Below are 14,146 nucleotides of genomic sequence, written 5' to 3'. Positions count from 1 at the left end.
CGGCGGCCCCGAGGGCGCCTTCGAGACGGTGAAGCCGCTGTTCGAGAAGATGGGCAAGAACATCACGCTCGTCGGCGGCAATGGCGACGGCCAGACCACCAAGGTGGCCAACCAGATCATCGTCGCTCTGAACATCCTCGCCGTCTCCGAAGCCCTCCTGTTCGCCTCCAAGGCGGGTGCCGATCCGGCCAAGGTCCGCCAGGCGCTGATGGGCGGCTTCGCCAATTCGCGCATTCTGGAAGTGCATGGCGAGCGCATGATCAAGCGGACCTTCAATCCGGGCTTCCGCATCGAGCTGCACCAGAAGGATCTGAACCTGGCGCTGACCGGCGCGCGCCAGCTCCAGATGGCCCTGCCGGCGACGGCGGTGGCGCAGCAGCTGTTCAGCGCCTGCGCGGCCAATGGCGGCGCGGCGTGGGATCACTCGGCGCTGTGCAAGGCGCTGGAGATGCTGGCAAACCACCAGATCGCGTGAGACCACAGATCATCATTTTCTGGCGACGCATACCGGCACGCCGTCGTATGGATCGTGGAGAATGGTGGCCTCGATCGAGAACGCCTCCCTGAGATGGCTGGGCTGGATGATGTCGCGGGGAGAGCCGCTTGCGACGATCCTGCCCTCCTTCAGTAGACAGATATGATCGGCAAAGCGGGCCGCGTGGTTGATGTCATGAAGAACCGCCACGATCGTCTTTCCCTGCTCGCGCACAAGACGTCGCAGCAGGTCGAGGATGTCGAGCTGGTGAGCGATGTCCAGATAGGTGGTGGGCTCATCGAGCAGCAGGATGTCGGCAGACTGGGCCAGCGTCATCGCGATCCAGGCCCGCTGGCGCTGGCCGCCTGACAGACGCCCAAGCAGCCTCGCCGCGAGGCCGTCAACGTCCGTCAACCGCATGGAATCATTGCAGATGGCCTGATCCTGCAAGCTCCAGGGGGTGAACAGGCGGCGGTGCGGATAGCGGCCCTGCGCGACCAGATCTGCGACCGCAAGGTCATCGGGGGCACGAGGCGTCTGCGGCAGAAGGCTGATCATTTCGGCGAGACGCCGGCGTGAAAGCATTGGGATGGCAAGCCCGTCCAGGGTGACTTCGCCGGCGCGCAGGGGGGTGAGGCCGGCGAGGGCGCGGAGGAGGGTTGATTTGCCGCTGCCATTGGGGCCGAGGAGAGCGGTGAATCGGTATGATGGCACCGCAAATGTCAGATCATGCAGCACGTCGCGGCCGCGATAGCCGACCCTGATCGCGTTTGCCCGCAGTCGGACGGGCCCGGCCGCTTCACTCATGGCTTTGTTTCCGCAGGAGAAATCCGACAAAGGGAACGCCGATCAGCGGCGTGAGGATGCCGGCGGGGAGCATCAGGGCCCGCGCCAACAGGTCCGCGACGAGCAGCAACGTGGCGCCATAAAGCGCCGTGATTGGAATGAGATAGCGCGTTTTCGCGGACAGACGGGCGAGATGCGGCGCGATCAGCCCGATGAAGGCGATCGGCCCGGCTATGGCGACGGCGGCACCGGCGAGCAGGGTGCATAACAGGATCAGCGTCCCCCGCATCAGCTGGAGGCGCATGCCCAATCCTTGGAGAGTGTCGTCGTCGAAGGCCATCAGATTGAGATCACGGGCGAGCAGCCCGCTTGCCGCCAGCGCGGGCAAAGTCCATCCGAGGAGAAGGAAAAACCTATTCCAATCAGCGCCATAGAGGCTGCCCGCCATCCAGCTCATGGCGCGCTGGACCTCGCTGACATTGCCGAAGGCGGTGATGAAGGCGATGCCGGCGCCGGTCAGGGCGGACACGCCGATGCCGATCAGGATCAGCCGGATCGAGGACGTGCCCCCCTGCCAGGACAGTGCGTAGATCGCGCCCGCTGCCAGCGCCGCGCCGGCGAAACCGGCGACCGGAAGCCACTGGCCAGTCGGTGCAGTGAGGTGGACGATCAGGACGATGACAGCAAGCCCGGCGCCGCCATTGATGCCCAGCAGGCCCGGCTCGGCGAGCGGGTTGCGCATCACCGCCTGGGTGATCGCACCGGCCACCCCGAGGCAGGCGCCGACGAGCAGCGCCGCGGCGAGGCGGGGGGCGCGCAGCGAGCCGACCAGCACCGCGGCCACCGGATCGCCCGACAGCCACGCCGCGATATCACCCGGCGCCACACCGGAATCGCCCCACGCGAGAGAGAGCGCCGCGAGCGGCAGGAGGAGAGCCGGCAGCGCCACGGCCATCATCGCAGGTTCCATCTTTGCCGGCGCACCAGCGCGATGAAAACCGGTCCGCCCACCAATGCCAGCGTCACCCCGACCGGCATGTCGACGCCGGACAGTGCCCGCGGCACCGTGTCGGCGAGCACCACCAGCCCGGCACCGAGCGGCGCGCTGTAGGCGATGATCCAGCGATAGTCCGGCCCGACCAGCAGTCGCGCCATATGCGGCACGACGAGCCCGATGAAGCCAACCGGGCCGGCGAGCGCCACGGCGGCGCCGGCGAGCAGGACGACAAGGGCGGCGCTGATCGCCCGCCAGAGGACAAGGTTCTGGCCGAGCGTGCGCGACAGGTCGCTGCCGAGGCTCAGCGTCATGATCGGACCGCTCGTCAGCACCGCTCCCAAGAGCCCGGCGAGTCCCCAGGGACCAATGGTGAGCACAGCACTCATGGGACGGCCGCTCAGGCTGCCGACCGACCAGAGGCGAACATTGTCCAGCGTGGTCTGGTCGCGCAGCAGGATCACGGTCGTCAGCGAGGCGAGGAAGGCGGTCAGCACCGCGCCGGCAAGGGCGAGCTTGAGCGGGGTTGCCCCGCCCCGTCCCGCCGAGCCCAGAGCGTACACCGTGACAGCCGCCGCACCGGCACCGAGGAAGGCGAACCACATGAGCGTGCCGGCGCCGTCAATGCCCGCCAGCGCGATCGCCAGCACCACGGCGAAGGCCGCGCCGGCATTGATGCCGAGCAGGCCGGGGGAGGCGAGCGGATTGGCGGTCACTGCCTGCATGATGGCGCCGGCAACCGCGAGCTGCGCGCCGACCAGCAGCCCGGCCAGCATCCGGGGCAGGCGGACCTCCCACAGAATGACGTGTTCGCGCGACGCGTCGAACTGGGTCACGGCGGCCAGCAGCCTGTCGAGTGGAATGGCGGCATGGCCGACATTCAGCGCCCATAGCGCGAGGACCGGCAGGGCCGCGACGGCGAGGGCCAGACCGAGGCCGCGCGGGCTCCGGGCTGGACGGTCTTGCCGGACACAAGCTGCATCGTCACGCGTCCTCATGGCTGGGCGATGATGAGGCGCTCGACATCATCCAGCACGCGATGCGCCGAGCCCACGCCGCTGAACTCCATCCAGACGGCCGGATCGAGGCGATGCACGCGCCCCGCCTTCACGGCGGGCAGCATCTGCCAGAGCGGGTTGGCGAGCACCTCCTCGTGCCGGCCACTGGTGGCCGAATTGTTCACGCCGCCGACGATGTAGAGCAGAGTATCGCCATCAAGCCCGGCAAGAGCTTCCCAGTCCGGGCGCTTGAGGGTTTCATTCCCCTCTGCCGTCTCATAGGCCGAGCGCCGCACGCCGACATCCCGCAGCACCGCGAAGGGGCCATAGGCTTTGGGGCCGTCGAGATAGACCTGAAAATCCCAGGGGGTGATGCGCACCACGGAGACGCTGCGGTCCGGCACGCGGGATTTCAGGCTGGCGACACGCGTTCTGTAGCCATCCAGCAGATGCTCGCCACGCTCCCGCCGCCCGGCGACCTCGGCGACGAGCCGCAGATAGTCCTGCCAGTTGCCGGCGCTGATCAGCACGGTCGGCGCGAGCTGCGACAGCAGGGGATAGGCGCGGTCGCCGAGCGCGGTCCCGAGGATGAGATCGGGCTGCAAGGCAACGATGCGCTCGATGCTCGGCTCCATGAAGCTGCCAAGGTCCGTGACGCCGCGTGCCAGCGCCTTCTCGCGCAGCGCCTTGTCGCTCATCACCGCCAGCGGCGCGCCCAGCAGCGGCAACTCCAGTTCCAGCCCCATGCCCAGGCTGAAGGTCGGATCGAGCACGACGATACGCCGGGGATCGGTGGGGACGCAGACCGGGGAATGCAGGATGTCCGCGGATTCGATGCGGCGCCCCTCGCAGGCCCGCGCCGGCGCACCGAGCATGCCAAGCAGAGCGAGACCGAGCGTGAGCGCGGCAAACGGCCGTATCATGTGTCGCCCCCTTGATGTCGTGATGCCGGAGTGCGCGGGCTGACCGGTTCTGCGGGCACGGGCGGCAGGCCGAGCTCGGCCCGCATCCGGGCTTCGATGCGCTGCCGCCGCTCCTCGGGCTTGACCAGCACGCAACTGGTGCAGAGCGAGCCGCCCGGCGCCGTGTAGAAGCGGCAGCAGCCGCCACGGGCGCGGAAGGTGCGGCGGGCCAGCACCTCGCGCGGCGGTGCGTCGTCGACGATCTCGACGTCGAAGAAATGCAGTTGCCGGTTGGCGAGCGGGGAGCCGGGCCGCATCAGCGCCGCCATGACGTCCTCCTTCGCGGCGGCTTCGCAACCGAGGCACTGGCCCGCTTCCAGAAAGCGCATGGCGACGGCGTCGCCGACCAGCCGCCACATCGCGCGGCGCGGCAGTCCGGTGCGCGCATGGAGGCTGTCGATCAGCGGCGTCATGTGGGCTTCGAGCCCCTCCGAGAGGACGTCGCGCAGTCCCTCATGGTCCACGAGCCGCAAGCCGGCTTGCGCCTCCGCCAGCGCGCGGTCCGTCACGCCGGCCGCGTTCAGCAGACGCAGCCTTACGCGCGGCGCCTCGCCCGGCGGCAGCTGCGCCGCGAGCGCGCAGTTCGCCGCCGACAGGTCCGGGACGAGGCCGTGCGAGAGGAACGGCACCGCCGCGAGGATTCCGAGCAGGTTGGCATATTCAGAGATGAAGAAGGCTGCGGCCCCCTTCGCGTCGAGGCCCGGTGTTCCCGCCTGCTGGCGCGCCAGCATCGCTGTCAGGAAAGGCTCGGCGCCGAACAGCGCGGTCAGCGGCGTAAAGCTGGGCTCGATCGGGCCGACATCAGCCTGTGGCAGCGTCCAGTGCCGTGCGAGAACGCCAAAGGCGGCGCCGATGATCCGCGCCGCCTCCGTCGTCTCACCCGCGCCGTTCGGCGGCGCGCTCATGCCCGCAGGCCCGTCTCCTGTCCGCATCAGAAGGTCGCGCGTGCCCGCACGCCGATCACCCGGCCATCGCCGATATTCGCCTCCGAGCCGAAATCGTCAACATAGACGCTGGTCAGATATTGCTCATCGAAGATGTTCTTGGCGTAGAGCGTGACCGACCAGTTCTTCGCCTCATAGCCCACCGCTGCATTGACCAGGGTGAAGGCGGAGACGCGCTCATCCTCGGTGTTGGCGACATCGCCCACCGAATAATAGCCATCGGTGTAGGAGAGGTCGGCCGAGGCGAAGAAGCCGGACGCATGGCGATACACGCCGCCAATGTTGAAGGTGGCGGCGGGGGCCTCGGGGAATTCGTTGCCGGTATAGTCGCCGGTCGCCGTCACCGCGCTGTCGAACTCGGTCTTCAGCAGACCCAGAGAGGCGAAGGCGGTGAATTCCTGCGTGAGGCGCGCGCGCAGCTCGAATTCCGCGCCATAGGCATGCGCCTTGCCGGCATTCATGGTGATGGACTGCCGGAACAGCGGGTTGGGATCCTCCACCGTGATCTGGAGATCGGTGTACTTGTAGTAGAAGCCGTTCACGTTGACTTCGAGCCGGTCGTCGAACCACTTGGAGCGATAGGCCACCTCATAGGCCCAGAGCGTTTCAGGCTCGACCTCGTAGGGATTGCCATAGGTATCGACGGCGGCGAAGCCCGCGCGGAAACCTTCGCTGACGGTGAAGGCGAGGTTCTGCTTGTCGTCGATCTCGTAGGCGACACCGATCTTGGGCAGCGCCACCGTGTAGTCGGTGGAGGCGGTCTGGTCGATCGTGTCGTAACCGAAGGACCGGAGGTTCAGCACTTCGCCATCATTGGTGACGTCGACGGTCTCGTAGCCGAGACGGCCACCGAACATGAGCGACCACCGCTCGGCGATGGCGTAGCGCATGTCGGCATAGAGCGCATAGGACGTCAGCGTATTGCTGGCCTGAAGATCCTGATAGAGCATGTCGTACAGGCCATAGGCGGCGTTGGTCACCGTGATACTGGAGTCGCGCTCATAGCTGAAGCGGCCAATATTGAGGCCGATGACGCCGCTCAGCGGGCGCACGCCTTCCTCCAGTTCGAGGCGCAGATCCTCGGTGAAATCCTTTCCGGGACGCACTTCGTCGCGAATGAAGGCGACGGCGCCCTGGGGGCTTTCGATGGTCGCGTCGGTCTGGATGAAGGCCGTGACCGAGCGCAGCGTGATGCCCGCGCCGAGATCCTGGGAGACGTTGGCGACGACGTTGGTGACGTCGGTCTGGCGCAGCTCGACGGCCGACACGTCGGAATCGAAGCGGCGGGCGAAGAAGTCCGGGCCGGTCACCGCCGAGACCGAGGGCCGGTCCGAGGTGTGGCTGATGGTGAACAGCGCCGCGAAGCCGTCCAGCGCGGCGGGGGTGAGCAGGAACTTGGCCCGCAACTGGCCGAAATAGCCCTGGCCAAGATCCTCATTCAGCGGATCGGCATAGGCGATGCCGCTTTCATCCTCGAAATATTGCCCGGCGACACGGAAGGCGAGCTGGTTCTCGACCATCGGGCCTGACAGCATGAAGGCGCCGCTGCCGAAATCCCCCGAATTCGACGAGCCGGCGATATCGCCCTCCAGGGCGGCCTCAGTGGTCCAGGTCGGGTCGTTGGTGTTGACCACCACCGCGCCGCCCATGGCGTTGCGGCCCTGAAGCGTGGATTGCGGGCCGCGGAACACCTCGACATCGGCGACGTCCCAGGTGCCGCGATTGCCGCGCCGGATGCCCTCGCCATTCTGCGAGGCACCGTCGACGATCACGGCAATGGTCGGGGAGGAATTGGTTGGCTGGCTGATACCGTCCGAGGACAGGCCGCGGATGACGATGCCGCTATTGCCGCGATTGGCGCTGGAAACGCGGGTATTGGCGAGCTTGTTGAGCGCGCCGTTCAGATCCTCGATCGCGTAATCGAAGAACTGCTCGCCGGTGACGATGCCGACGCTGGAATAGACGTCCGAGAGGTCGCGGGCGAGCTTCTCGCCGGACACGGTGATCGCGTCGAGCTCGACCATGTCCTCGCTGATAATGACCGAGGCGGTGCTGCGAGCGGGGGCCTCGATGGTGACGGAGCGCGGCGAGGTGAAGCGCCCGTTCAGGCCGGTGCCGGCGAGCAGCGCGGCGAGCGCCTGCTCGGGGGTGCGCGTGCCGGACACGCCGGGCGAGGTGAGGCCGCGGGCGATGGCGCTGTCATAGACGATCTGCACGCCGCTGGTGGCGCCGAACGCCGCCAGCGCACTGGCGACCGGGCCGGGGGGAATGGCGTAGCTCGCGGATGATGCCGCCGCGACCGGTGTGGCGACCGGTGTGGCACCTTGCGCCGACACGCCACGCGTCCCGAGCGTCAGCGCCACCAGCGCGCATCCCGCCAGCAGCGCCGCGCGCCTGCGGCCGTTCCCCGTCCCCGTCATACCCGTCGTCCCCGTCCTGAGCCCCTGAATGCGTCGAGGCATTCGCTACAAGGACAAGACGACGCGGATCGGCGGACCCGAATCCGGCGCGGCAAAAAATTTAACTCAGCAGCACCACGCCGCCGGGCAGCCAGGTGTCGCGCAGCTTCAGCGCCGCCGCGAGATTGCTGACGATCTCGTCCGGCCGGCCGAGATGGAAGACGCCGTCGACGCGCCGCTCGCCCAGCCCCGGCCGGGCCAGCACGATGCGGCCGCGCCGGTGGCGGTTGATGTCGGCGACGACATCGGCCAGCGGCTGATCGGCGAACACCAGCAGGCCGCGCCGCCACGGAGCGGCCGCGCTCGGCGCGAGGGTCTCGCGCGCCGCAAGCAGCGATCCCCCGGCCAGCCGGGCGCGCTCGCCCGCCTGCAAGGTCGTCGCGCCGCCGCACTGCACCTCGATGCGGCCCTCGATGCAGTCGATCACCGTTTGGCTTGTGCCGACGCTGGCGGCGAAGCGGGCCCTGCCCCCGATCACCTCCCCCGGCCCTATGGTGGCGCGGAACGGGCGAGGATCGGCGGCAATCGCGAATTCGGCGGCGCCGGCGACCAGCGTCATCGTCCGCGCATCCGCCGTGAACGACATGTCGAGCGCGCTGGCGCCGTCGAGATCGACCTGCGAGCCGTCCGGCAGATCGATGCGGGCCTGCTCGCCGACCGCGGTGGCGTGATCGGACAGAAGCTGGTCGAGGCTCGGCAGCACGCCGATCATCGTGCCGGCCCAGCCGGCGGCGAGAGCGGCTCCGGCGCCAGTGCCGGCGAGGAACAGGCGGCGCGACAGCCGGGCAGGGGCGGGGACACTCCCCACGCCGCGCCAGACGGCGCTGGCCCGGCGGAAGGCGAGCTCGTGCGCATAGCTGCGTGCGCGCCAGGCTTTCAGACGCGCCGCATCGTCGCGCGTGGCTTCCCCTGAGGTGAGGAGCACCACCCACGCGATCGCCTCGTCCTGAAGCGCGCCCGCGGCGTCGCCGATGCCGTCACTGCCCGTCATGCCTGCGACCTGCTGCCGATAGCCGGCGACGCGCGCGCCCGGGAGGCGCGGCCATGGGCCTATATGCGTCATGGGAGGGGGCGCGGACAATATGGGCGCGCTCAGTCGGTCAGCACGCGGGCGCAATGCGCCAGCGCCTTCTGGATCTCGATCTCGATGGTGCGCACGCTGACCCCATGCTCGCGCGCGAGGTCGCGGTGCGGGATGCGGTGCAGCCGTGCCGCCAGCAGGATGGTGCGTCGGCGCGGCGGCAGTTCCGCGAGCATTTCCATCAGGCGCTCGGTCTGGTCCTTGGCGATGAGCGTCGCCTCCGGGTCCGCGGCCGGATCGGGCGCGTCGAGCAGATCGTCGATCTCGGCATGGCTCAGCCGCCGCCGGCTTTCGCGGCGAATGAGATCGGTCGCGACATTGGCGGAGACGCTGCGCATATAGGCCTGCGGATTGGCGATCGCGGCGAGATTGGTCGCGGCGAGGCGTGCGAAGACATCCTGCGACAGATCTTCGGCCTGCGCCGCCGAACCCGTCACGCGCCGGAAGAAGCGCAGGATCGAGGATCGCTCGGCATCGAATAGCTCGCGCAACGCATCATTGCGAGACATCGGCTCGATCCGCCTCTCCGGTTCACGGCCCGCATGGGTGACGCAACGCAGTAGCGCGAAAAGGTCGAATGCATCAATGCTACCCGGAAATATTAGAAATGTTCTTGATACGATCGGCAATGATTGCCGGAGGGAGAGAATTTCCTGCCTTTCATTCTATGGAAACCGTCGCATCAATATGTGGGTGCTTGAATGTGTGGATGCTTGGCCAGCAGGCTGCCGCGACCCACGCCGGTGCTCCCTGCGGCGTGCTTGCGGGCCCTCGCGCGCGATCGCACGGCCCCCATGTGTTGCCGGGGTGAGTGAACCGCACCGGACCTCCCGGAAGATTGTTTCGGTGTCATGGCTCCACCTGCCCGCGAGTTGGAGCCGGACATTTGCCGTCGGGCTCCGGGGGAGGGCGGCGACCGGCGAGCGCCAGGTAGCGGTGGAGTAAGCGCGTCGGGATGATAATAGTGGCCTCAACCGATCGCATCCGGGCATTGTCAGCTCCTCTGGCTCCCGGCGGACACAGGACTGGACGGCCATTCATGCGCCCCGCGCTCATCATCTTCGATTGCGACGGCGTGCTGATCGACAGCGAACTGCTCAGCGCCGGCACGCTGATCGACGCGCTGGCAGCCCATGGCGTCGAGGTCGACCTCGCCTTTGTCGCGCGCCATTTCATCGGCCGGGCCTATGCGGTGGTCCCCGTCGAAGTGCGCGCGCGCTTCGGTATCGCCCTGCCGGAGAGCTTCGAAGCCGAGTATCGTGCCCGTCTCGTGGCCGCTTTCGAGGCGCGGCTCACCGTGATGGAGGGGGCGGTCGAGGCGCTGGCCGCGCTCGACGTTCCGTTCTGCCTCGCGACGTCGTCCAGCCCGCCGCGGCTTGCCGCCTCGCTGCGCATCACCGGCCTCGACCGCGTGTTCGCCGGGCGGGCCTTCACCGCGAGCGAGGTGGCGCGCGGCAAGCCGGCGCCGGACCTGTTCCTTCATGCCGCCGCCCGCATGGGTGCCGACCCGCGGGCCTGCGTGGTGGTCGAGGATAGCGGCGTCGGGCTTCAGGCCGGGCAGGCGGCAGGAATGGAAGTGTGGCACTTCACCGGCGGCCGGCATTTCGCTGTGATGGAGCTGCCTTTGCCGGCAGGCGTGCAGCCGCATCGCCGTTTCACCAGTTTCGCCGAGTTGCGGGCCGCCCAGCCCGACCTCTTCCGCCTTTCCGCAGACGCAGCCAGTTCCAGATGAGCTTCACCGACACCGACACGTCCGCCAACGATCAGGCCGCGCGCGCGGCCTGGCTGTACTATGTCGGCGGCCTGACGCAGGACCAGATCGCCAGCGAGATGGGTGTGTCGCGCCAGCGCGCGCAGCGTCTGGTCAGCCGCGCGGTGGCGTCGGGGCTGATCCATGTGCGGCTCAACCATCATCTCGCCAGTTGCCTGGAGCTGGAGAGCGCGCTGCGCGAGCGGTTCAATCTGGTCAGTTGCCGGGTGGTGCCGGGCCTGGGGCCGGACCGCGATCCGGTGCGCGCGATCGCTCCGGCGGCAGCGGTGGAAATGGAGCGGGTGTTGCGCGAGCCGCGCCCCCGCGTCATCGCGCTCGGCACCGGGCGGGCGCTGCGCGCCATGATCGAGGCGCTGGGAACCATAGAGGCGCCGCAGCACCGGCTGGTCTCGCTGATCGGCAACATCGCGCCGGACGGTTCGGCCTCCTATTACGACGTCATCATGCGGCTGGCGGAGAAGGTGCACGCGCCGCATTACCCGATGCCGGTGCCGGTCATCTCCGACACGATCGAGGAGAAGGAGCAGTTCCTCGCGCTCGGGCCGGTCCGCAAGGTGCGCGAACTTGCCGGCGCGGCCGATGCCGCCTTCGTCGGCGTGGGCCAGATGAGCCAGGACGCGCCGCTGCTGACCGACGGCTTCCTCAAGCCGGCGGAACTGATCGAGGTGCAGCGGGCGGGCGCGGTCGGCGAGGTGGTCGGGCGCATCTTCGACGTGAACGGACGTTACCTCGACCTGCCGATCAACCAGCGCCTCGGCAGCCTGCATGCCCCGTCCACCCGGCCGGACCGCCCGGTGATCGGCGTCGCGGCGGGACCCTCCAAGGTTCCGGCGATCGCGGCCGCGCTGCGCGGTGGCATCCTCAACGGGCTCATCAGCGACGAGCCGACCGCGCGCGGCGTGCTGGCGCTGTGAGGGCCGTTCGGCCGCGCTGAAGAGGTCGGGCCGACGAGTCTCACGCTGTACCCCGGCGCGGGGCTCCGGCTTCGGCTTTCCAGCGCAAGACTGTTGAGCCAAATCCCTTCGCCCTGCCGCGCCTGCGAAGGCGGCCTAAGGCCTTCGACGCGCTCGTTTCCCGTCGCCCCTGCCGTCCCGCTTCCCCCGCGCACCAGCCCGCCCCTCTCGCATCCGCAGCATGATCGGGGGATTGACCCTGCGTTCTCTGGGTGAATATTTGCCCGCAAGGCGATGAATTGCTCAAATCGCCAGGGAGGAAGCCATGACTGTGACTATCCGCGCCCTGCTGGGTGCTTCGATGCTCGTTGCCGCGGCCGGCGCGGCCTCGGCGCAGACCACCATCACCGTCGCCACCGTGAACAATGGCGACATGATCCGCATGCAGCGCCTGATGCCCGCGTTCAACGCCCAGCATCCCGACATCAAGGTCAACTGGGTGACGCTGGAAGAGAACGTGCTGCGCCAGCGCGTGACCACCGACATCGCCTCCAAGGGCGGCCAGTACGACGTGCTGACCATCGGCAATTATGAAGTGCCGATCTGGGCCAAGCAGGGCTGGCTGATGCCGCTGGAAAATCTCGGCGCCGATTACGACCCGGCCGACCTGCTGCCGCCGGTGGCGCAGGGCCTCACTGTCGACGGCAAGCTGCACGCCGTGCCGTTCTACGCCGAGAGCTCGATGCTCATGTACCGCACCGACCTTCTGGAGAAGGCGGGGCTGAAGATGCCCGAGAATCCCGATTGGGAGTTCATCACCGAGGCCGCCCAGAAGATGACCGACAAGGGCGTCGGCATCTACGGCATCTGCCTGCGCGGCAAGGCCGGCTGGGGCGAGAACATGGCGTTCCTCACCTCGATGAACAATTCCATGGGCGGCGCCTGGTTCGACATGGAGTGGAAGCCGCAGTTCAACGGCCCCGAGTGGAAGAAGACCCTCGACACCTATCTCAACCTGATGAAGCAGTACGGCCCGCCCGGCGCGTCCTCCAACGGCTTCAATGAGAACCTTGCCCTGTTCCAGACCGGCAAGTGCGGCATGTGGATCGACGCCACGGTGGCCGCCTCCTTCATCTCCGACCCGAAGGAATCGCAGGTCGCCGACAAGGTCGGCTTCGCCCCGGCGCCGGTGCGCAAGGGCGGCTCCAACCATGGCAACTGGCTGTGGTCGTGGAACCTCGCCATACCGGCGACCACCTCCAAGGCTGACGCCGCCAAGACCTTCGTCGCCTGGGCGACCTCGCCGGCCTATATGAAGCTGGTGGCGGAAAAGGACAGCATCGCCAACGTGCCGCCGGGCACGCGCACCTCTCTCTACAAGAACCCGGAATATCTGAAGGTCGCGCCCTTCGCGCAGATGACGCTGAAGGCGATCGAGGCCGCCAATACCCAGAAGCCCTCCGACAAGCCGGTGCCCTATACGGGCGGCCAGTTCGTCGCGATCCCGGAGTTCCAGGCGATCGGCACGGCGGTGGGGCAGCAGTTCTCGGCCGCGCTCGCCGGCACGGCGAGTGCCGACCAGGCGCTCGCCGCCGCGCAGGCGCTCACCACGCGCGAGATGACGCGCGCCGGCTACCCCAAGAAGTAGGCCTGCGCGAACCTTCGCACCGCGAAGGTCCTTCGGTCCGCCCAGCGCCCGCTCGCGCCGGGCTATTTCCCGACACGGCGCGGGTGTCTCCCGCTCCCGTGCCGTGTCGGGACCTCCCTTTGCGGGGCGCATCCTCCGGGAAGGGCGGCCCAAAGGGCAAGGTGCCGGCGCGGGCTGCGTCGCCCCTCATGATTTCCGTTCCGTTCCCCCGAGCCCGCGGCGCTCTGCGCCGGTAGCCGGCTCGATCAAGGGAGGTCCAATATGGCGACGCAAGCTTCGCACATGGCCGGCCGGCTGATGCTCACCCCGGCGGTGCTGCTGCTGTTCCTGTGGATGATCGTGCCGTTGGGCATGACCGTCTATTTCTCCTTCCTGCGCTTCAACCTGCTGATGCCGGGGACGGAAGAGTTCACCGGCTTCGAGAACTACTCCTATTTCTTCACCGACCCGGCCTTCTGGCCGGCGCTGGTGAACACGCTGACCCTGGTGCTCGGCGTGCTGGTCATCACCGTGGTCGGCGGCGTGGCGCTGGCGGTGCTGCTCGACCAGCCGATGTGGGGGCAGGGGATCGTGCGCATCCTCGTCATCGCGCCCTTCTTCGTCATGCCGAGCGTCTCCGCGCTGGTGTGGAAGAACATGCTGATGAACCCGGTAAACGGGCTGTTCGCGGCGCTGGCGCGCGGGCTCGGCCTTCAGCCGATCGACTTCTTTGCCAATGTGCCGCTGGCCTCCATCACGGCCATCGTCGCGTGGCAATGGCTGCCCTTCGCCACGCTGATCCTGTTCACGGCGCTGCAAAGCCTCGACCGCGAGCAGATGGAAGCCGCCGAAATGGACGGCGCAGGGCCGATCTGGCGCTTCGTGCACCTCACCCTCCCGCATCTGATGCGGGCGATGACGGTGGTGGTGCTGATCCAGACCATCTTCCTTCTGTCGGTCTTCGCCGAAATCCTCGTCACCACCAATGGCGGGCCGGGCACGGCCTCCACCACGCTGACCTTCCTCGTCTACATGCAGTCCATGCTGCAGTTCGACGTCGGGCTCGGCTCGGCGGGCGGCATCGTCGCGGTCATCCTCGCCAACATCGTCGCGATCTTCCTGATGCGGATGATCGGCAAGAACCTGGAGGCCTGAC

At 68.0% G+C, this 14,146-nt stretch carries 13 protein-coding genes; 5 read left to right on the top strand and 8 right to left on the bottom strand.

The genetic code is table 11. The features are described from left to right. Nucleotides 1–475 (top strand): NAD-binding protein (locus tag KIP89_RS13805; RefSeq protein WP_213755989.1); only part of this gene is annotated, 475 nt, incomplete at its 5' end. Nucleotides 476–487: 12 nt separating this feature from the next. Here the strand turns inward: KIP89_RS13805 and KIP89_RS13800 are convergent. From KIP89_RS13800 to KIP89_RS13765, 8 genes are all read right to left on the bottom strand, one after another. Beyond that, a complete protein-coding gene (locus tag KIP89_RS13800; protein ID WP_213755988.1) occupies nucleotides 488–1,282 on the bottom strand; it encodes an ABC transporter ATP-binding protein in 795 nt (264 codons plus the stop codon). Beyond that, nucleotides 1,275–2,219 (bottom strand): FecCD family ABC transporter permease, encoded by a 945-nt coding sequence (locus KIP89_RS13795; RefSeq protein WP_213755987.1) that lies wholly within the window; start codon nucleotides 2,217–2,219, stop codon nucleotides 1,275–1,277. The genes KIP89_RS13800 and KIP89_RS13795 overlap by 8 nt, the downstream gene beginning before the upstream one ends. Continuing rightward, nucleotides 2,216–3,253 (bottom strand): FecCD family ABC transporter permease, encoded by a 1,038-nt coding sequence (locus KIP89_RS13790; RefSeq protein ID WP_213755986.1) that lies wholly within the window; start codon nucleotides 3,251–3,253, stop codon nucleotides 2,216–2,218. The genes KIP89_RS13795 and KIP89_RS13790 overlap by 4 nt, the downstream gene beginning before the upstream one ends. After that, on the bottom strand, nucleotides 3,250–4,176 hold the full coding sequence (locus KIP89_RS13785; protein WP_213755985.1) for an iron-siderophore ABC transporter substrate-binding protein: 927 nt from the start codon (nucleotides 4,174–4,176) through the stop codon (nucleotides 3,250–3,252). Before KIP89_RS13785 ends, KIP89_RS13790 begins: the two co-directional genes overlap by 4 nt. Further along, entirely contained in the window at nucleotides 4,173–5,120 is a 948-nt protein-coding gene (locus KIP89_RS13780; RefSeq protein WP_213755984.1) for a ferric iron reductase, read from the bottom strand. The genes KIP89_RS13785 and KIP89_RS13780 overlap by 4 nt, the downstream gene beginning before the upstream one ends. A gap of 26 nt (nucleotides 5,121–5,146) precedes the next feature. After that, nucleotides 5,147–7,579 (bottom strand): TonB-dependent receptor, encoded by a 2,433-nt coding sequence (locus tag KIP89_RS13775; protein ID WP_250152466.1) that lies wholly within the window; start codon nucleotides 7,577–7,579, stop codon nucleotides 5,147–5,149. Nucleotides 7,580–7,679: 100 nt separating this feature from the next. Beyond that, the gene (locus tag KIP89_RS13770) at nucleotides 7,680–8,609 is read right to left on the bottom strand and encodes a FecR family protein (RefSeq protein ID WP_250152465.1); all 930 of its coding nucleotides are present in this window, start codon (nucleotides 8,607–8,609) and stop codon (nucleotides 7,680–7,682) included. A 101-nt stretch (nucleotides 8,610–8,710) separates the two neighbouring features. Beyond that, nucleotides 8,711–9,208, bottom strand: coding sequence for an RNA polymerase sigma factor (locus tag KIP89_RS13765; protein WP_250152464.1), 498 nt, complete (start codon nucleotides 9,206–9,208; stop codon nucleotides 8,711–8,713). A 530-nt stretch (nucleotides 9,209–9,738) separates the two neighbouring features. Between KIP89_RS13765 and KIP89_RS13760 the strand changes: the two genes are divergently transcribed. From KIP89_RS13760 to KIP89_RS13745, 4 genes are all read left to right on the top strand, one after another. Then, nucleotides 9,739–10,431, top strand: coding sequence for an HAD family hydrolase (locus tag KIP89_RS13760; RefSeq protein ID WP_213755982.1), 693 nt, complete (start codon nucleotides 9,739–9,741; stop codon nucleotides 10,429–10,431). Then, on the top strand, nucleotides 10,428–11,384 hold the full coding sequence (locus KIP89_RS13755; RefSeq protein ID WP_213755981.1) for a sugar-binding transcriptional regulator: 957 nt from the start codon (nucleotides 10,428–10,430) through the stop codon (nucleotides 11,382–11,384). Before KIP89_RS13760 ends, KIP89_RS13755 begins: the two co-directional genes overlap by 4 nt. Before the next feature lie 310 nt (nucleotides 11,385–11,694). Beyond that, the gene (locus KIP89_RS13750; protein WP_213756036.1) at nucleotides 11,695–13,011 is read left to right on the top strand and encodes an ABC transporter substrate-binding protein; all 1,317 of its coding nucleotides are present in this window, start codon (nucleotides 11,695–11,697) and stop codon (nucleotides 13,009–13,011) included. A gap of 261 nt (nucleotides 13,012–13,272) precedes the next feature. Then, complete coding sequence (locus KIP89_RS13745) at nucleotides 13,273–14,145, top strand: carbohydrate ABC transporter permease (protein ID WP_213755980.1); 873 nt, start codon at nucleotides 13,273–13,275, stop codon at nucleotides 14,143–14,145. Nucleotide 14,146: the final 1 nt, after the last annotated feature.

It is taken from the genome of Ancylobacter radicis (assembly GCF_018449475.1).
Lineage (GTDB): Bacteria > Pseudomonadota > Alphaproteobacteria > Rhizobiales > Xanthobacteraceae > Ancylobacter > Ancylobacter radicis.
Note: the sequence above shows the minus strand (reverse complement) of the source record. Positions and strands in the feature narration are given on the sequence as shown.